16 protein-coding genes are annotated in these 18,906 nt (G+C 34.7%); all 16 read right to left on the reverse strand.

Annotation, left to right across the window (positions count from 1 at the left end; all coding sequences use genetic code 11):
- Nucleotides 1-28: 28 nt before the first annotated feature.
- The gene (locus tag ODR02_RS15265) at nt 29-1,147 is read right to left on the reverse strand and encodes a glycosyltransferase family 4 protein (protein ID WP_209787709.1); all 1,119 of its coding nucleotides are present in this window, start codon (nt 1,145-1,147) and stop codon (nt 29-31) included.
- On the reverse strand, nt 1,140-2,381 hold the full coding sequence (locus ODR02_RS15270) for a hypothetical protein (protein ID WP_209787706.1): 1,242 nt from the start codon (nt 2,379-2,381) through the stop codon (nt 1,140-1,142). Before ODR02_RS15270 ends, ODR02_RS15265 begins: the two co-directional genes overlap by 8 nt.
- A gap of 11 nt (nt 2,382-2,392) precedes the next feature.
- On the reverse strand, nt 2,393-3,034 hold the full coding sequence (locus ODR02_RS15275; protein ID WP_309512693.1) for an acetyltransferase: 642 nt from the start codon (nt 3,032-3,034) through the stop codon (nt 2,393-2,395).
- On the reverse strand, nt 3,024-3,980 hold the full coding sequence (locus tag ODR02_RS15280) for an NAD-dependent epimerase/dehydratase family protein (protein WP_209787703.1): 957 nt from the start codon (nt 3,978-3,980) through the stop codon (nt 3,024-3,026). Before ODR02_RS15280 ends, ODR02_RS15275 begins: the two co-directional genes overlap by 11 nt.
- Before the next feature lie 31 nt (nt 3,981-4,011).
- The gene (locus ODR02_RS15285; protein ID WP_209787699.1) at nt 4,012-5,118 is read right to left on the reverse strand and encodes a DegT/DnrJ/EryC1/StrS family aminotransferase; all 1,107 of its coding nucleotides are present in this window, start codon (nt 5,116-5,118) and stop codon (nt 4,012-4,014) included.
- 2 nt (nt 5,119-5,120) lie between these two features.
- Nucleotides 5,121-6,134, reverse strand: a complete 1,014-nt coding sequence (locus ODR02_RS15290; RefSeq protein WP_209787696.1) for a Gfo/Idh/MocA family protein — start codon at nt 6,132-6,134, stop codon at nt 5,121-5,123.
- Nucleotides 6,135-6,142: 8 nt separating this feature from the next.
- Nucleotides 6,143-6,715 carry an acyltransferase gene (locus tag ODR02_RS15295; protein WP_209787693.1) on the reverse strand — a complete coding sequence of 191 codons (573 nt, stop codon included), beginning with the start codon at nt 6,713-6,715 and terminating at the stop codon, nt 6,143-6,145.
- Between the two features lie 12 nt (nt 6,716-6,727).
- Nucleotides 6,728-7,852 (reverse strand): DegT/DnrJ/EryC1/StrS family aminotransferase, encoded by a 1,125-nt coding sequence (locus ODR02_RS15300; protein ID WP_309512694.1) that lies wholly within the window; start codon nt 7,850-7,852, stop codon nt 6,728-6,730.
- 35 nt (nt 7,853-7,887) lie between these two features.
- Nucleotides 7,888-9,078, reverse strand: a complete 1,191-nt coding sequence (gene lhgO, locus ODR02_RS15305; RefSeq protein WP_209787689.1) for an L-2-hydroxyglutarate oxidase — start codon at nt 9,076-9,078, stop codon at nt 7,888-7,890.
- Between the two features lie 6 nt (nt 9,079-9,084).
- The gene (locus tag ODR02_RS15310) at nt 9,085-10,380 is read right to left on the reverse strand and encodes a nucleotide sugar dehydrogenase (protein ID WP_209787686.1); all 1,296 of its coding nucleotides are present in this window, start codon (nt 10,378-10,380) and stop codon (nt 9,085-9,087) included.
- Nucleotides 10,380-12,770: a GumC family protein gene (locus tag ODR02_RS15315; RefSeq protein WP_209787683.1), complete on the reverse strand. Its 2,391-nt coding sequence runs from the start codon at nt 12,768-12,770 to the stop codon at nt 10,380-10,382. Before ODR02_RS15315 ends, ODR02_RS15310 begins: the two co-directional genes overlap by 1 nt.
- 8 nt (nt 12,771-12,778) lie before the next feature.
- The gene (locus tag ODR02_RS15320) at nt 12,779-13,600 is read right to left on the reverse strand and encodes a polysaccharide biosynthesis/export family protein (RefSeq protein ID WP_209787680.1); all 822 of its coding nucleotides are present in this window, start codon (nt 13,598-13,600) and stop codon (nt 12,779-12,781) included.
- A 39-nt stretch (nt 13,601-13,639) separates the two neighbouring features.
- Nucleotides 13,640-15,568 carry a polysaccharide biosynthesis protein gene (locus ODR02_RS15325; protein WP_209787677.1) on the reverse strand — a complete coding sequence of 643 codons (1,929 nt, stop codon included), beginning with the start codon at nt 15,566-15,568 and terminating at the stop codon, nt 13,640-13,642.
- A 356-nt stretch (nt 15,569-15,924) separates the two neighbouring features.
- Nucleotides 15,925-16,383: a regulatory protein RecX gene (locus ODR02_RS15330; RefSeq protein WP_209787675.1), complete on the reverse strand. Its 459-nt coding sequence runs from the start codon at nt 16,381-16,383 to the stop codon at nt 15,925-15,927.
- Between the two features lie 57 nt (nt 16,384-16,440).
- Entirely contained in the window at nt 16,441-17,706 is a 1,266-nt protein-coding gene (gene glyA, locus ODR02_RS15335) for a serine hydroxymethyltransferase (protein ID WP_105681254.1), read from the reverse strand.
- A 150-nt stretch (nt 17,707-17,856) separates the two neighbouring features.
- The gene (locus tag ODR02_RS15340) at nt 17,857-18,762 is read right to left on the reverse strand and encodes an NAD(P)/FAD-dependent oxidoreductase (RefSeq protein WP_309512695.1); all 906 of its coding nucleotides are present in this window, start codon (nt 18,760-18,762) and stop codon (nt 17,857-17,859) included.
- Between the last annotated feature and the right edge of the window lie 144 nt (nt 18,763-18,906).

Here is an 18,906-nt window from a genome sequence, read left to right on the forward strand (position 1 = left end):
AATATTATATATAATATTATAAAAAAAGTCATCTAAGCTGTTTTAGAATTTTCTCATTGATAGAAAGAAACGCTGGCCATGAATATTTTTCTTCTGCCAGTTTTCTACATCTTGCAGGCATTCCATCCTTTTCGGAATTATTTAATATTTCCAACACTTTTAAAGCTATATTTTTAGGATCTGTGGTAGATATTCCGCCTACATTTTCATTACAATAAGTATCCAGGATCATAAATCTTTCTTCGTCATTATCTGCAAGCATAATAACCGGAACTCCCGAACTGAAAGCCTCAAGTGTTACCAATCCTAAATTAGGACCGTCTACAGTCTGTAGGTAAAGATCAAACATAGGAATAACCTCATTAACATTATCTATAAATGGTCTCAAAAAGACTTTATCTGATAATTTATAATCTTTTATCATACCAAGCAGTTTTTCTTTTTCAGGACCTTCTCCATAGATGACACCTATTGTATCTTCGTCCTCGATATGTCTGAAGGCTTCTACAAAAAGATCAACTCTTTTTATGGGGTAAAGTCTGCAACATATTCCAACAATTTTCTTATTGAGAGGTAAATTAAACTGTCCTCTGTTTTTTTTATCAGAAACATTAAATTTATCGATATCTACAGGAAGCCTGTTAATTATTACTTTGGAAGAATCGACTTTATTTTTTTGCTTTAGCTGTAAAGATAAGTATTCACTCAGTCCGATAAAAATATCTGTATTTCTATTAGGGAGCTTAGTTTTCCATATAAGTTTTTCTTTGGCATCTGCATTTTCATATACATGCATGGTAATATATATGATTTTAATTCTTTTATAAAAAATTTTCAATAACCAAAAAACCAGTGCGGAATCAGGCTGGCAACAGTATATTGTATCAATATTATGTTCTTTAAGGTATTTTTTTACTTTAAAGATCTTTGAAAGCATTTTAAAAGTACTGGTCTTATCAGAATCATCAAACTGAAATATTCTTTTTCTATCAATAGCCGGGAAACGGTCCAGTAAATCCATATTGCCGGAAAAAACAGCATAATGAAGATTATCATACTGCTGATCCAAATTTTCGAATAACTGTGCAGAAAAACTTTCTGCCCCTCCAAAACAAAGTGTATTAGAAACAATCAATATGTTATTCATTTCCTTTTGAAATTTGTTTATTAATAATATACATAGAAATACCAAATAAGCTACCACACCAAAGTATATTATATCCTAAAAAAGCAATTACAGACCCCGTAAGACCAAAATAAAATGTAAACGGATAATATAATAATGCCGCAACAATGATCATAAAGACTGAAAAGTATAGGGCCACTTTATTTTTATCCATCACCGTAAATAGATAGTTGTAAGGGATCTGAATGAAATAAACCAAAATTGAAATTAAAGATAGTTTCAATAACCACAAGTGGTTCATATCAAAATTCTTGAAGAGATAATTGATGTAGTCTGAGACAAAATAAGAAACCAATAAAATAACAAGTCCTGCCGCAAATAACGGAACCGCAAGTTTTATTGAATTTATTTTTAGCCTTTGAAGTGACACTTTATACCATTCTACCTGTTTATTAATCAGAAAGCTACTGATTGCACTTGTAAAAATAGAAAATATCCCCAGAATAGTAATAATTATACTAAACAGACCAAAATCTTCTGGACTGCATATCTTTTTTACAATAAATAAATTCAGTCTTGCAGATAATAAATATATCGTACTGCTCATTAACAGTGGTAATGTTCTTTTAAAAAGATCAGTCTGATAAGTATCAAGAAAAATGATTTTTTTGGCAATTCCTTTTTCAAAAAAAAGAAGAATAAAATTGACCAAACACCAGATTATACTGTTAAATAAAAATATATAGCTGATCTGATGCAGATCAAATCCTTTATAAATTCCAAGAACTACAAAAGATATAAGACTGATATAGTGTAAGCTTTTTAATATTGAAAATTTTAAAATTTCCTCCTTAGAAAGCAACGTATAATAATAGGTTTCAGACAAAGAATCGATTCCTCGGGAAACTATCATTAGCAATACAATTTCACTGAAAATATCCAGTTTCAATAGTACAAACGAAATAAGAAATATAGAGAATGAAATCAGGATTCTAATGATATATAAAGATATGGCATACTTATCCCTAAGTCTTGTTTTCAGTACAAAATCACGCCGCATTGTTGTTAACAACGCAACAGCTAAAACACTGGAAACCAACTGCCCCACAGTATTAGCAAATGTAAGTTCTCCAATTTCTGCGAGAGATGCCTTCTTGGAAAAAGAAATAAGGATAACAAAAACTGAAAATCCGGCAATATATTCCGGAGCAGACATCAATAGCATATTTTTGAAAGCTTTAATTTTATGTTTCATAAATCTTCTATTTAGTCTGATTTCTCGAAATATTCTTTTGCAGGATTACCTATTACAGTTTTATTATCTCCAATATTACCAACCACATTGCTTCCTATACCTATAAGACTTCCATTGCCTACTTTTACGCCATTTTTGAAATTTGAAGAAGCTCCTAAATAGCAGTTCTCTCCGATGATGACATCTCCACAAATAGTATTATTCGCTGCAACCAGGGTATAATCCCCAATTTTAGAATCATGGTGAACAACAGTATTGGGCAGAATACAAATATGATTTCCTATCTCTGCATTGGCAGTAGCTACTACTCCAGCCATAATAAGGACGTTCTTTCCTACCTTTACATTCCGTCCGATAACAGCTTTAGGATGTATAAGAGTTGTAAATCTGTTACTCTCTATTTCAAGTCCATCAATTATCTGTTTTCTTTTTTTATAAGAATCAGGACTGCCATTGACAGCCAAGATTTTGGCTTCAGGAAATTCCTGAAACGCCTCTCTGCTATAGATTTTAATGCCATACTGTTCCATTCCGATCATCGAAGGATTATCAGAAATAAAACCTATACAGCACTGTCCTTCAGACAGACAGTCTAGTGCCTCAATGCCAGTCCCGCTATAAGGAAATATTAATATTTCTTCTTTAGTTTTCAATAGTTTTAAAGTATTCAGCTGTTCTTAGGATACCTTCTTCCAGATCTACTTTTGCTTCAAAACCTAAAATTTCTTTTGATTTTGCTACACTTGGGATTCTCATTTCAATGTCTGCACTAAGGGCATCTTTGAAGATGATTTTACTGTTGCTCTTCAGTACTCTGCATACAGATTCAGCAAGTCCTAATGTTGTAATAACTGTTCTCTGATTACCCAGGTTGAAGCTTTCTCCAATAGCTTTCGGATCTTCAATACATCTGATCAGACAGTCTACGAAATCATCAACAAAGCACCAGGCTCTGATTGCCGTACCGTCTCCGTAGATATAGATATCTTCATCTTTAAGGGCTTTCTTAATGAAAATCTGTAGAGCACCTTCCCCGGTTTGTCCAGGACCATATACGTTGAAAGGTCTTACAGTAACCACTGGAAGTTTATGCTGCTTGTAATAGGCATGAGCCAAATGTTCTCCGGCTAGCTTACTTACTGCATATACCCATCTTGCTTCTCCTACGCTTCCTGCAACCGCAGTGTCTTCTTCTCTACTTTTGAAAGCGTGGCTACCAAAAATTTCAGAAGTACTGAAGTCTACAAATCTGTCTTTTATTCCGTTTATTTTTGCTGCTTCCAACGCATTCGCAGTTCCTATCATGTTTACGCTCATTGTTCTTACCGGATCTTTGATTACAGTATCAATACCTGCAATACCTGCTGCGTGAACAACAACATCAGCACCTTTCATGCTTTCTGTTAAAAATGGTAAGTCTAAAACATCTCCTTTGATGACCGTCAAATTCTGGTGATTTGCTAACCCACTTGAGCTTAATGTATCTCTGTGAAAGTTATCATACACCACAATTTTATTATTTTCTATGTAATGTTTAATCAGAGTATTGGCAATAAATCCTGCTCCTCCGGTAATAAAAATCGTTTTGTTAGTTATCATTTTAAATAATTTTTTTTGATTCGTTATATAGTTATATTCTGTTGACTATTTGTGAGATTTTGAAGACTGTATCTTCTGTAAGTTTTTCATACAATGGTAAAGCAATTCCCTTAGAGTATGCTCTGTAAGCATTCGGGAATTTTTCTTTATAATCCAGATCGTATTTGTCTACATAATATTTCATGGCAGGAATACATTGAGCACCATAGTTTGCCCCAATTTTGTTGCTTCTTAAAAACTCCAGTACCTGACTTTGCTGTAAACTATCGCCAATTAAGACATGAAAAGTCTGCCATGTATGATTTCTTCCTTCAGGTACTACGGGTAAGGTGATCTTTGGGTTTATAATTTCCGATAAATACACATCTGCCAGAGTTTGTTTCATCGTAAGGATATTATCCAGCCTCTGGATCTGGCTGTGAGCCAGTGCTGCCTGAAAGTCTGTCATTCTATAGTTGTATCCTGCTTCTACAAATTCCATTCTGCCATCCTGCATTTCAATACCATGATTTCTAAGTATTCTTACCTTCGCAGAATACCCGGCATTATTCGTTGTCAGAATTCCTCCCTCACCGCTGGTAATACTTTTACGGGGATGTAACGAGAATGAACCGAAATCACCAAATGTCCCTACTTTCTTATTATTCTGAGTTGCTCCCAAAGCACATGCAGCATCTTCAATGACATACAGATTATGCTCCCTGGCAATATTCATTACATTTTCTATATCGCAGGCTAAACCAAACTCATGAACCGGGATAATAGCTTTTGTATTCGGAGTAATAGCTTCCTTTATTTTATTGACATCCATATTAAATGTATTTTCATCAATATCTACAAAAATACATTTTGCACCCACAAGTTCCACTACATTGGCTGTAGCCACGTAACTGAATGCAGGTATAATGACTTCATCACCAGCACCAATTCCTAATGTAATTAATGCAAGATGTAAAGTAGAAGTTCCGTTACTCAGAGCTGAAGCATATTCTGCTCCCAAATAATCAGAGAAAAAGTTTTCTAATAAGCCTACATTCTCTCCCTGCACCAGCATTCCAGATTTTAAAACATCCACAACACGGTTAATATCTGTTTCATTAATATCCGGACTTGCCAGTGGAACAAAGTTTGACAACATAATTAGTTTTTTAATTGATAAATCCTTTCAATGATATCTACTACTTTTAACCCTTCCAAAGCATTGGTTGTAATAGTATTTCTTCCTTTTAATACATCTACTACATTTTCAATAATATAGTGATGATTGGCAGCAGAACCTTTATAGGCACCATAATCATTCCCAGGGTTTGTAGGTGGCAATTCTGGCATTATATAATCTTTCACATTGCACACCTCAACTTTATCCATATATTGGCCTCCAATTTTTATAGCACCGTTCTCTGCGATAATTGTCATTGAACTTTCAAGGTTCTGATTCCATACTGAAGTAGAATAGTTTAATGCTCCCATCCCACCGTTTACAAAATCGAAACTAATAAATCCTGAGTCTTCAAAATCGGTAAGAGTCTGGTGGTTAAAATCAGCAAATTTTGCCTGTATATTTGTTATATCACCGAACAACCAGTACATAATATCTATAAAATGAGAAAACTGAGTAAATAATGTACCACCATCCAGATCTTTCTTTCCATGCCATGATTCCGGCTTATAATATCTGTCATCACGATTCCAGTAGCAGTTAAGCTGAACCATGTATATTTCACCTAATTTTCCGTTTTCTACCATCTCTTTTACCCAGGCAGATGGTGGAGAATAACGGTTTTGCATTACAGCAAAAACCTGTTTGTGTTTGTGCAGGGCCTGAAAAATAAGTTTTTCCGCATCCTGCTTATTCAAAGTCATTGGTTTTTCCACAACAATATGCTTTCCGGCATCAATTGCTTTATAAGATTGTTCAAAGTGGAATCCGTTGGGAGTAGCGATATTGATAACATCTACTTCTATTCCTGATTTCAAAAATTCATCTAATGACTCAAAGAAAGGAATATCATAGCTTTCAATTCCTAAAGCAGATTTATCCTTTATGTCTATAAGAGCTACAAGCTCACATTCTGAATTTCTTGTGATCATTTCGGCATGTCTCTTTCCGATATGCCCGCAGCCCACTACTGCAAATTTTATTTTTTCACCCATTTGCATATTTAAATTTTTGAAACTTTATTATTTTCTAATTTGTATTTTTCTCCACTTTCTTCACAAATGGCCATATTTTCTGAGTCAAATTGAAGCCTATGTCCGAATTCGCTCATCCATCCCATTTGTCTGGCAGGATTTCCTACTACCAATGCATAATCCAGAACTTCTTTTGTAACCACAGCACCTGCACCGATAAAAGCATACTGACCTATATTATGGCCACAAACAATCGTTGCATTAGCTCCTATGGAAGCTCCTTTTCCTACATGTGTTTTAAGATATTCATTCTTTCTGTTTACAGCACTTCTTGGATTTATTACATTGGTAAAAACCATTGAAGGTCCTAAAAAGACATCATCATCACATGTTACTCCTTCATAGATAGAAACATTATTCTGGACTTTTACATTTTTTCCCAAAACTACCTGGGGAGAAATAACAACATTCTGTCCAATATTGCATTTTTCACCCAAAATGCAACCTGTCATAAGATGTGAAAAGTGCCAAATTCTGGTTCCGTTTCCTATTTGACATCCTTCGTCAATAACGGCTGTTTCGTGTGCAAAAAAATCCGACATATCTGTTTTATATTAATTAAAATAATTTTTAATTTCTGTTATAATATGATCCAGCACTTCCTGGTCAAATTCTGTATGTACAGGAAGAGAAATAACTTCTTTGCATAGTTGCTCCGTAACCGGAAGACTAAAGCCAACCTCTACATATTGATAAAAAGCTTCCTGTTTATACAGGGGCAAAGGATAATATATCATACTTGGGATATTCTTATCTGCCAAATATTTTTGTAATCCATCTCTTTTTCCATTCTTCACTCTAAGGGTATACTGATGAAATACATGGGTAGAATTTCCAGCTCTCTTAGGAGTCCGAATTTCAGCTATACCCGTAAGATTTTTATCATAATAGTCTGCCATTCTGTTTCTTGCAGCTGAATACTCATCCAAATGTTTAAGCTTAACTTTCAATACAGCGGCCTGAATGGTATCCAATCTTGAGTTACAACCTAAAACTTTGTGATAGTACTTCTTTTCCTGACCATGGTTGGCAATCATTCTGATTTTGAAAGCTAATTCATCATCATTGGTCATCAAAGCTCCTCCATCACCATAGCATCCCAGATTTTTTGACGGAAAAAATGAAGTGCATCCGATATGTCCGATAGTTCCAGTTTTTTTAACGGTTCCATCTGAAAACGTATAATCAGAGCCGATTGCCTGAGCATTATCTTCTATAACAAAAAGGTTGTGTTTTTTTGCAAATGTAAGAATTTGTTCCATATCAGCACTTTGTCCATATAAATGAACAGGAACAATCGCTTTGGTATTGGGTGTAAGATATTTTTCAAGATCTTCCGGCTGTATATCAAAAGTATCTTCGTTTACGTCTACCATTACAGGTTTTAATCCTAAAAGACCAATAACTTCCGCAGTCGCTACATAAGTGAAAGCAGGGCAGATTATCTCGTCGCCGGGCTGCAGATTAAGCGCCATCATGGCAATTTGAAGAGCATCTGTTCCATTGGCACATGGAATAACATGTTTTACTCCGAGATATTTTTCGAAATCATGCTGAAATTCTTTTACAGCAGGGCCATTGATAAATGCAGTATTGTCTATGCATTCCTGAATACCAGCATCTATGTCTTCTTTTATTTTCAGGTATTGACCTTTAAGATCAACCATTTGAATTTTCATATTTTAGTTTTTTGAGTGCGTATAGAGGTGCGTTTTTAACTTATGACAAGTTCACTGATTTTATTTCCTATGGAAAGGCAAGATGTAGCCGCCGGAGAGGGAGCATTTCTAACGTGGATAATATTTCCGTTTTTCACGATGTCAAAATCATCAATTAATCCTCCATTTCTGTCGCAAGCCTGGGCTCTTACCCCTGAACCTCCCGGCACAAGGTCATTTTCCTGTATTTCCGGTAAAAGTTTTTGAAGTGCTTTTGTAAACGCAGATTTGGAAAGTGAACGATGCATTTCTCCCATTCCTGTTTTTCCGTATTTCGCTACAATTTTTCTAAATCCCGGCCACAGCATCGTCTGCATAGCTTCATTGAAATTGAAATCGAAAAAATGGTATCCTTCTTTTTTAAAAGCCAGCACTGCATTAGGACCAGCTTCAATATTACCATCAATCATTCTGGTAAAGTGAACTCCAAGAAACGGAAAACTAGGGTCAGGTACAGGGTAAATAAGGTGTTTTACCAAATACTTTTTTTCATCCTTAATTTTATAATATTCTCCTCTGAAAGGAATAATGACCACATCATTTTTTTCATTGGTCATTTTGGTTATCTTATCAGAATATAATCCTGCACAGGAAATAAGTTTTTTAGTCTTAAATTCGGAAATATTAGTGCTGACAATAATTTCAGATCCTTTATCAGTAATGTTTTTTACTTCATGTTTGAATCTTACTTCACCACCTGCTTCTTCAAAAAGTTCTTTTATTTTTTTCGCTATTCCCGGGTAGTCGATAATTCCGGTTTGTGGAACTTTAATTGCTTTTACGCCTTCACAGTGGGGTTCAATTTCACGGAATTCTTCTCTGGAAAGATATTTTAAATCCTGAAGTCCGTTTTCAACTCCTCTTTTATAGATATTATCTAGAAGAGGTAATTCTTCCTGTGAAGTAGCTACAATGATCTTCCCGCAAAGGTCATATCGTATGCCATGTTTCTCAGCAAAGTTGATGACTGAGTTATACCCTTCAATACAGTTTTTAGCTTTAAGGCTTCCCGGTTTATAATAAATCCCGCTATGGATTACTCCACTGTTATGTCCCGATTGGTGCAATGCCACATCGTTTTCTTTTTCCAAAATCAGAATCTTAGAATCAGGATTTTTCAATTTAGTCTGATAGGCTGTAGCCAATCCTACCAGACCCGCACCAATGATTATGATATCATAGTTCATTATCTATTATAATCTTGCATCAACCAGATTTCTGTCCAAACATGCTTTGGTATCGAAAACCACAGCATTTTCTTTTTTAAGCTGATCCAGATCCATTTCCAGAAACTCGTTGTGAGATACCGCAATGATTAAAGAATCATATTTTTTGCCTTCCTGAAGAGTTTCGAGAATATCAATTCCATATTCATGCTTTACTTCTTCTTTGCTTGCCCATGGATCATATATTTCTACATTTATACCATAATCAGCAAGCTCCCGGTAGATATCCACTACTTTGGTATTTCTGACATCCGGACAGTTTTCTTTGAATGTAACTCCTAAAATCAGGGCATTTGAATTTTTAATCACTCCTCCTTTTGCAATAAGAAGTTTCACTACTTTAGCCGCAACAAACTTTGCAATGGAATCGTTTACACGTCTTCCAGATAAGATAACATCTGGATGATATCCCAGCTGTTCAGCTTTGTGTGCCAGGTAATAAGGATCTACGGAGATACAATGTCCACCTACCAATCCTGGTTTATATTTAAGGAAGTTATATTTTGTTCCAGCAGCTTCTAATACATCATTGGTATCGATACCTACTCTGTCAAAAATTAATGCTAATTCGTTAACAAAAGAAATGTTTACATCTCTTTGTGCATTTTCAATAGCTTTTGAAGCTTCTGCAACTTTAATGCTGGGTGCTTTGTGAGTTCCAGCTGTGATGATTTTTTTATATAAATTATCTACTTCTTCAGCAATCTTTTCGGTAGAACCTGAGGTTACTTTTTTAACACTGGTAAGAGTATTCACTTTATCTCCAGGATTAATTCTTTCCGGAGAATATCCTACAAAAAAGTCTTCGTTAAAAGTAAGTCCTGAATATTTTTCAAGAACCGGTACGCATTCTTCTTCTGTACATCCTGGAAAAACCGTAGATTCATAAATAACAATATCTCCTTTTTTAATGATTTCTCCTAACATCTTTGAGGCTGAAATCAGTGGATTAAGATCAGGAGCATTATATTTATCAATAGGGGTAGGAACTGTTACAATGAAAACATTAGCTTCCGCAATATCAGATAACAGGCTTGTTGCTTTATAGCCTAAAGAACCATTTGATTCATTATATTTTTTCAGTCCGTTATTTAATTTATCAACATCAGCTTCAAGCGTTATATCCTTTCCGTTATTAAGCTGTTCAACACGCTGTGTATTGATATCAAATCCAAAAACAGGATAGTGATCTGCAAATTCAAGAGAAAGAGGAAGACCCACATAGCCCTGGCCTATAACCGCTATTTTATATGTTGTTGTCATTAACTAAGTTTATTTTTTATTTTTTGAAACCAAGATTGTTCTGTATGCTGGTTATAACCATAACCATATTTGTTACTATATCCTAAATTTTCCCTGCTCACATCGTTAAGCACAAATCCTACATTTGTAATTTTTTTCTGATCAATATTACGGTTGGCAAATTCCAACAATGCTTTTTCTGTGTATTTAGATCTGGAAACGTAAATAGTTACATCAGAAAGTTCAGCAATAAGGAAAGTGTCGGTTACAAGAAGCAATGGTGCTGTATCCAGAATAATATATTCATATTTTTCTTTCAATTCTGCAAGAAGGATCTCATAACGCCCGTTAGATAGCAATTCTGTTGGGTTTGGAGGAATCATTCCTGAATAGATAACATCCAGGTAAGGATTAAAAGATGATACATGAATAATATCTTCAAGCTTAGTCTCATCATTGTAAAGATACTCCGTAAGCCCGGCAAGTCCTTTTCTGGCAGGATTATATCGCTGAAGCTGAGGGTTTCTGATATCAGACCCGATGATAATTGCTTTTTTCTTTGGATTCGCTAATGTCAAAGCTAAGTTGACAGATGTAAATGTTTTTCCTTCTCCTTTTACCGTTGAAGTAACAAATACTACTTTTCCTTTTTTCTCTTTTGAAAGCATGAAATTCATATTGGTAATAAGAATTCTGAATGCTTCCGCCATAGGAGTAATATCATTCATTTTAACAATCTCAGAATCTCCTTTTTCAAGACTTGGAAGTTCACCAATAATAGGTGCATGTACTAGCTTTTCAAGGTCATGTTTTGTAACAATCTTATTGTTGAAAATAGTAGATAGGTAGATAATCAAAAATGGAATTAAAAGTCCCAAAAACAATGTTGAAATAAGGACAATCTTTTTATTAGGTGCAATAGGATTTGATAATGCATATGCTTTATCTATTATTCTCGCTTTAGGAGCTGTAATAGATTCGGCAATTGCTGTTTCTTCTCTTTTTTGAAGTAACAACAAGTATAAATTTTCCTTGATCTGCTGCTGTCTTTCAATACTTCTGAACATTTTCTCAATAGAAGGAAGTTTAGATATTTTATCTGAAACTTTATTCTGCTCACCAAGATATTCATTTCGTGCCAGCTCAAGACCTACTCTGTTTCTTTGCAAACTCTGCTCAATAGACTGACGCATTGTATTGATCTGTTTGGTAATATCTACCACTGTCGGGTTTTCTACAGTTGCAGACTCTAAAAATCTGTTTCTCTGAAGAACAAGCTGATTATAAGTAGAAATTCCTGCAATGGCTTCAGGATTTTTTAGTCCTACATTGGATGGTAAAGCCTGATACTGACCCTGTCTACTTACAAAACTGATCAAAGCATTAGTAAGTTCCAGCTGTGCATCTACATCAAGCTGTTTTGCCCTTGCAGCGGCAGAACTTTCCAGACTAATTTTTGCCTCTGTTTCAAGATCTGTAAGGTTATTTTTAGATTTAAATATTTCTTTTTGACTTTCTACATCTCCAAGTTCTCCTGTAAGCCTTTTAATTCTGTCTTCGATAAAGTCAAGTGTCTTCTTAGATTCCGAATTCTTATCTAAAATAGCGTCATTGTTATATGCTACAACCAAAGCATTAAGTACATCTTGCGCTTTTGTAATCTGAGGATAGTTCATATCCAGTTTTAATACAGTAGCATCTTTATTAATTAAGCTTACTGCCAGCGTGTTTTGCAGCATGTCTACTTTACCATCTACTGTTGCAATGTAAAGTTCAAGATCATTCAGATTTACTTCTTTTAAAGCAGTCGGATTATACTTAACATTTTTAGTGATGATAATATTAGCAAAAGGAAGTCCTATTGTCTTACCATAACCGGTAACAATTTCTTTTTGAGGCTTGTCTGTACTTACAATAAGTTTCTCCCCTTCTATTTTAAGCAGAACAGGAGTGAAAATCCCACCCGGCTTCTCATTAATTACCCTTACTTCAATGGGTGAAGTATCCTTATAAAGTTCAATTTTTCTGAGTTTAGACTTTGCAAAAATATCGGTCTGAAGGTTTTTATTAATGACTACTTCTTTCATTAATCTTTTTGACTTCAGCATCTCAATTTCATTAGCAATACTGTTTGTTTTCAGACCTCCTAAATTCGAAAAGTCAGGTAAAACGCCTAAATCATTGTTTATGGGAGACGATGAGTTTTTGGCATCTTTTACAAGTACTGTTGTCTGTACATTGTAAACAGGAGTCATAAACTTCAATGCAACATAGCCTATTACCAAAGCGATAAAGGCACTTAGAGCAAACCATGGCCATTTTCTTAAATAGGGTTTTACTATTTCATTAATATCAATATTCCTTGAACTATTTTCTACTTCTAAAGGTGTTGAAGACTGTTGGGTGTTCATTAATTCTGTTATTTCTTAAATAAACTTATTACTACTGCTATTGCTGTGATAGCTATAGAAGCTGCCGTAAGGTAAAGAGTTGTATTTGGATTTTGTTTTGCTAAAACATCTTTGGTATTGCTTGAGGAAACAATAATGGCATCCCCTTGCTTAAGATTATAATATGGAGAATTAATTAAATTAGCATCCTGAATATTGATACGGCCATGAGAAACGACACCATTTTCTGTTCTTATAACCAATATGTCCTCTCTTTTCCCGTATTGTGTCAGATCACCAGCCATACCTAATGCGTTTAAAACAGTTGCCTGTCCGTTGGCTATAGTATAGTCTCCCTGCCTGTTGACTTCTCCAAGTACTGTAACTTTAAAATTCGAGAGTCGGATATTAATTGTCGGATTAATAACGTATCTGGTCATTTTTTCTCTAAGTTCATCTTTAAAAGCAGTCAAACTTTTGTCTGAAGTATTCAGTTTACCTAATATAGGAAAATCAATATCTCCATTTGCATCTACGATATAAGTGGGTCCTGAAAGTACTGTTGATCCCTGATTAGGAGTATTTCCGCCGGCCATAGCATTTGTCTGGATAAGTTCTGAGGAAGAATAATTCTGATTAAAAGGCTTTACAACATCCATATCTTTGGCAGTAATCAGAATAACCAACTGATCTCCAACCTGAATTGTGTTTGTTGAATTTTTAGCAGAGGCATTAATTGCAACCTGTTCGATATTCTGCATATAATTTAAATCATTCTTAGCATTAGGATTTACTTTACAGGAAATCACTAATGAAGATGCCAAAACTACTGCTAATATTTTTCCTTTCATTATCTTGTTAAATTATGCAAATATACATTTATATTTTATCTATTTATCGAGGGCCTCATAGATTGAATTATTGCTTCGGAATTCCGGCACTATTGTTTTAAGAATCCTTACAACTTCCACTTTATCTCTTCGCAGGGAAGCCTTGGTAATTTCTTTAGTAAGCCTGTCTATATCTTCAAATCCCATTGAAGGATCTTTAGAAATCATAATTTTATCATTATGAGTAGGAAGTGTTTTTGCATCATCACTCAAGAGTTCTTCATACAGCTTTTCTCCCGGTCTCAATCCAGTGTAGATGATCTTAATATCTATATTAGGTTCGAATCCTGATAATTTTATCATTCTTTTGGCAAGATCAATAATTTTAACGGGTTCCCCCATATCAAAAACAAAAATTTCACCTCCCTCTCCCATTGTTCCCGCCTGAAGTACCAGTTCACATGCCTCAGGAATCGTCATGAAATATCTTACAATCTCCGGATGGGTAATGGTTACCGGCCCTCCAGCTTCAATCTGCTTTTTAAAATGAGGAATTACAGAACCGTTGGATCCTAACACATTTCCGAATCTTGTTGTAATAAATTTGGTAACGTTTCCTTCTACATTCTGAAGTGATTGCACAAAAAGTTCTGCAGCACGTTTGGAAGCTCCCATTACGTTAGTTGGATTTACAGCTTTATCTGTAGATACCATTACGAACCTGTTTACTTTATACTTGCTGGATAGTTTTGCAACAATCTTAGAGCCTAATATATTAACAAAAATAGCTTCATGAGGGTTTTCCTCCACTAAAGGTACATGCTTGTAAGCAGCTGCATGGTATACCATTGAGAAATTATACGTCTGGAACAGAGATTCCATTCTGTGATGATTGGAAACATCTCCTAAAACAAATTTGAAAGCGATATGAGGAAATTTCTCTCTCATTTCAAGTTCAATTTCATAAAGCGGAGTTTCTGCCTGATCTAAAACGACAATCAATGAAGGATTGAAAAGAGCAACCTGTCTTACAATTTCACTTCCTATGGATCCTGCTCCACCGGTTACCAATACTGTTTTATCAGAATGTCTGCTTTTGACTTTTTCGTTCTGAATTTTGATAGGCTTTCTATTTAACAAATCCTCAATTTGAAGATTTCTGATAGATCCACCCAGATCACTGTCTCTAAGCTTTTGTACAGATGGTGCTTTAAAGACGTTAAGATCTTTCTCTAAAAACAGATTCACCCATGAATTCATCTCATCTCTGGCCATCATTTCTTTAACAACAAGAACGCCGTCAATGATAAGATCTTCTTTGGTGTTTTCTTCTATTTTTTCCTTTTCATAAATAGGCTTTCCCAGCAGGGACGCCCTTTTGGAGTCTGTTCTTTGTGTCAAAAAGCCTACTACCTGATAGGGAAGACTTGGATTATCAAGAATAGCACGTGCAATGGCAATAGATTGTTCATCAATTCCCAATACGAGAATTCTTTTTTTCAGTGCACTTCTTCTGTATTCCCTTACAATATGAAAAAATTCTTTCACATAAAGTCTGAAAAGAAATAGTCCCATAAATGAAATTACAAAATAAAGCATCAGATAAGGAGTAAGGATAAACTTACTTCCTGTGATCCAGAAATAGCAGATATTTATTGTTCCGATAGCCAGCATTGTGCAAAAACAGGAAATCAGAAGCTTAAATAAGTCTATAAATGTGGAATGGCGGATAATCCCGGCATAGGTCTTGAAGGCATACATAAAAGCAGCATTTACAAGAATAATAAAAGCAAAAATCAGACTTTTATCATCATGATATATAAATTCCTGCTTGGTAATTTTTGCGATAATGTAAGTAGAAAGAAATAAAGATATTACAAGAATAATAATGTCTATTACAAGAATTATCCATCTAGGAAGATATCTTACGTCTGAGAGATTGACAACATTATCCCCTCCAAATATTGTTTTTCTAAGAGAATTGTACATTGTCTGTATTGGTGTTCATATTTAATTAAGGTATAATATCTAATTATCCAGTCAAAGATAATTTTGACACAATCATACAAAAATAAATAAATTTATTTCAATATGCTGAAATCAAAAATAAATTTGATGTTATATTTATAAAATCTAACAATTTCATTGTGGTACAGCTAAAGCCACCGACAAAAATCATACCATAAGAATACTTATAAAAATGACATTTATTTGTGAATATTCTTTATTTCAGCTGTTTTTAAAAAAATTATTTATTAAATCTTTATGTATCAATCTTTTTCAATGAACTGATTATTTTTTTACGAAAAGTCATAAGTCAAGTTTTTTTTTAAATTCGTTAATATTCAGTCAAAAATATCAATTATTTTTTCATATTCAAAACCTTTACTCATTAAATGTTTTATTGTTTTGGTTTTTTTTTGATATTCTTTCAAGCCAGTTTGTCTGGAATAGTAATCTTCAAAAATCTTTCTGATCGTCTTCTCATAGTCTGAATCATCAATCTCATCAAAACATGAGTTGATTAACCTTTCAGAAATCTGTTTCTGCTTCAGATTCATTTTAATTTTGGTCTTTCCCCAGTGCTTGATATAAAACTTACCTCTGATATAGCTTCGGGTAAATCTTTCTTCGTTCAGATAATTTTCTTTCAGGAGAAATAAAATAATATCTTCTTTCGCTTCCTCAATAAGGAGAAACTCTCTCATCTTCTGCTCCACTTCCGCATGACAACGATCCTGGTAAACACAGTAATTTACCAGTTTCTGTTTAATTTCGTCAAAAGTATAGGATTTCTTTTCCATTTGAATAAAAAAAGAATGAGCAGTCTGCCCATTCTTTATATGATATTGGAATGCCTGTTAGTAATTAAACAGGGCTTTACCTTCCATTAATTCGTTTACCTTTTTTCTTACAGATCCAAGAACCTCTTCATTTTTGATATTGTCTACTACATCAGAAATTAGTCCGGCAATAGTATCCATATCATTTTCTTTTAATCCTCTTGTTGTAATGGCTGCAGTTCCCAATCTGATACCCGATGTTGTAAATGGAGATTTATCATCAAAAGGAACCATGTTTTTGTTACAAGTAATATCAGCAAGTACTAATGCTTTTTCAGTTTCCTTACCGTTTACTCCTTTGTTTCTAAGGTCTACCAGCATCAAGTGATTGTCTGTACCTCCACTAACGATATCAAATCCTCTGTCGATCATCGCTTTTGATAATGCCTGAGCGTTAGATTTAACCTGTTTTGCATATGTTTCGAACTGTACATCCAAGGCTTCACCGAAAGCTACCGCTTTACCAGCAATCACATGCTCAAGCGGTCCTCCCTGAATACCCGGGAATACAGCACCATCCAATACCTGGCTCATCATTTTGATTTCTCCTTTTGGAGTTTTGTGGCCGTATGTATTTTCAAAATCTTTACCCATCATGATCATCCCTCCTCGTGGTCCTCTAAGGGTTTTGTGAGTAGTGGTAGTTACTACATGACAGTGTTCGAATGGTGAGTTTAATAATCCTTTTGCTACTAATCCAGCCGGGTGAGCGATATCTGCCCAAAGAGTTGCTCCAACTTCATCTGCTACCTCTCTGAATTTAGCATAATCCAAATCTCTTGAATATGCTGAGAAACCTGCGATAAGCATTTTTGGTTTTTCTCTTAGTGCAACTTCTCTCATTTGGTCATAATCAATAAGGCCTGTTTCCTGCTGAACTCCGTAAGAAACTACGTTATACTGAATACCAGAAAAATTCACTGCAGAACCGTGAGTAAGGTGCCCTCCCATTGAAAGGTCCATCCCCATGATTTTATCACCTGGTTTCAAAACGGCAAGATAAATGGCAGCATTCGCCTGAGAACCGGAATGTGGCTGAACATTCACATAGTCTACTCCGAAAAGCTCTTTAGCTCTGTTAATTGCTAAAGTTTCAACCTCATCTACTACTTCACATCCTCCGTAATATCTTTTTCCGGGATATCCTTCAGCATATTTATTTGTCAGTACACTTCCCATTGCTTTCATCACGTTTTCAGAAACAAAGTTTTCTGATGCGATAAGCTCTAATCCATGAGTTTGTCTTTGTCTTTCCTTTTCAATCAGGTCGAAAATAATATCCATTTTACTTTTAGTTTTTGAAATTTTCACCCCAAATGTACGGAATTTTCGTTGAGATTTCTCTATTGAAAAAATGATTTTTAAACACTAAAAAATGAAAACGCACATGAATAAATCCAATATTATGATGGTTATAACGGTATAAAAAAGTCTTTAAAATTCTTCATCCGAAAGCTCTTTATTAACGACAGCACCAGCAAAACTTCCCTGTGCAACTGCATTGGCTACAGAACGCATCATGGTCACATTATCTCCACACGCAAAAACTCCTGGAACATTTGTTTTCTGCATCATATCTACTTTAATAAATCCCTGTTCTGTCAGTTCACATCCCAGATCATCGGATACATTGATATTTTGTTCAAAAGGAATTTTGGCATATAAAGCCTGTAAGGGAACTTCTTTTCCATTTTTGAAAATAATTTTCTGAATGGATCCGTTTTCATGTTTTATTTCTCCAATTTCCTCCTCGTTCAGAATGATTTTATTCTGCTTCAGTTTTTCAATCTGTTCATCAGTAAGAACAGCTTTTCCATTGGTGAATAAGGTGAGGCTTTTGGTCAGATTAAAAATCAGTTTTGAAAATTCGTAGGCCATGTCTCCATTGGAAAGAATTCCGGTTACTTCATTTTTCACTTCATAGCCGTGGCAGTAAGGGCAATGTATAACAGAGATTCCCCAGCATTCTGCAAATCCGGGAATATCCGGCACAAGATCTTTTACTCCTGATGCCAGGATTAGTTTTTTAGCCTGAAATTTTTCACCGGATGAAGTTTCAATTTCAAAACCTTCAGTTGTTTTTACTGTTTTGACTACTGTTCCATTATAAAACCGGACCGTACTGTATTTTTCTACATCTTCTTTTGCCAGCTTTGCAATTTCTGCGGGTGTTTTGCCATCGTGAGTAACAAAATTATGGGAATGTGGCGTTTGTCTGTTACAAGGTTTTCCGTTATCAATAATGAGAACATTTCTTAAAGATCTTCCTAGTGACATTCCTGCTGATAATCCTGAATAGCTCCCTCCTATTATGATGGCATCAAAGTTTTTGTTTTCCATAGTTCAGTTGATAGTTGATAGTTGATAGTTGATAGTTGATAGTTGATAGTTGATAGTTGATAGTTGATAGTTGATAGTGCAAAGTTAACATAAAATCAACTAATGCAATAAGGTTGCAATAGCATTTATCTATTAACTTTATCC

Source organism: Chryseobacterium sp. CFS2 (assembly GCF_036543225.1).
In the GTDB taxonomy this organism is placed as follows: Bacteria; Bacteroidota; Bacteroidia; order Flavobacteriales; family Weeksellaceae; genus Chryseobacterium; species Chryseobacterium culicis_A.

Bases quoted from the DNA above. Each gene is read 5' to 3' on its own strand.
- ODR02_RS15265 (WP_209787709.1), bottom strand. From the start codon at position 1,147: ATGAATAACATATTGATTGTTTCTAATACACTTTGTTTTGGAGGGGCA.
- ODR02_RS15270 (WP_209787706.1), bottom strand. From the start codon at position 2,381: ATGAAACATAAAATTAAAGCTTTCAAAAATATGCTATTGATGTCTGCT.
- ODR02_RS15280 (WP_209787703.1), bottom strand. From the start codon at position 3,980: ATGATAACTAACAAAACGATTTTTATTACCGGAGGAGCAGGATTTATT.
- ODR02_RS15285 (WP_209787699.1), bottom strand. From the start codon at position 5,118: ATGTTGTCAAACTTTGTTCCACTGGCAAGTCCGGATATTAATGAAACA.
- ODR02_RS15290 (WP_209787696.1), bottom strand. From the start codon at position 6,134: ATGGGTGAAAAAATAAAATTTGCAGTAGTGGGCTGCGGGCATATCGGA.
- ODR02_RS15295 (WP_209787693.1), bottom strand. From the start codon at position 6,715: ATGTCGGATTTTTTTGCACACGAAACAGCCGTTATTGACGAAGGATGT.
- ODR02_RS15300 (WP_309512694.1), bottom strand. From the start codon at position 7,852: ATGAAAATTCAAATGGTTGATCTTAAAGGTCAATACCTGAAAATAAAA.
- lhgO (WP_209787689.1), bottom strand. From the start codon at position 9,078: ATGAACTATGATATCATAATCATTGGTGCGGGTCTGGTAGGATTGGCT.
- ODR02_RS15310 (WP_209787686.1), bottom strand. From the start codon at position 10,380: ATGACAACAACATATAAAATAGCGGTTATAGGCCAGGGCTATGTGGGT.
- ODR02_RS15315 (WP_209787683.1), bottom strand. From the start codon at position 12,770: ATGAACACCCAACAGTCTTCAACACCTTTAGAAGTAGAAAATAGTTCA.
- ODR02_RS15320 (WP_209787680.1), bottom strand. From the start codon at position 13,600: ATGAAAGGAAAAATATTAGCAGTAGTTTTGGCATCTTCATTAGTGATT.
- ODR02_RS15325 (WP_209787677.1), bottom strand. From the start codon at position 15,568: ATGTACAATTCTCTTAGAAAAACAATATTTGGAGGGGATAATGTTGTC.
- ODR02_RS15330 (WP_209787675.1), bottom strand. From the start codon at position 16,383: ATGGAAAAGAAATCCTATACTTTTGACGAAATTAAACAGAAACTGGTA.
- glyA (WP_105681254.1), bottom strand. From the start codon at position 17,706: ATGGATATTATTTTCGACCTGATTGAAAAGGAAAGACAAAGACAAACT.
- ODR02_RS15340 (WP_309512695.1), bottom strand. From the start codon at position 18,762: ATGGAAAACAAAAACTTTGATGCCATCATAATAGGAGGGAGCTATTCA.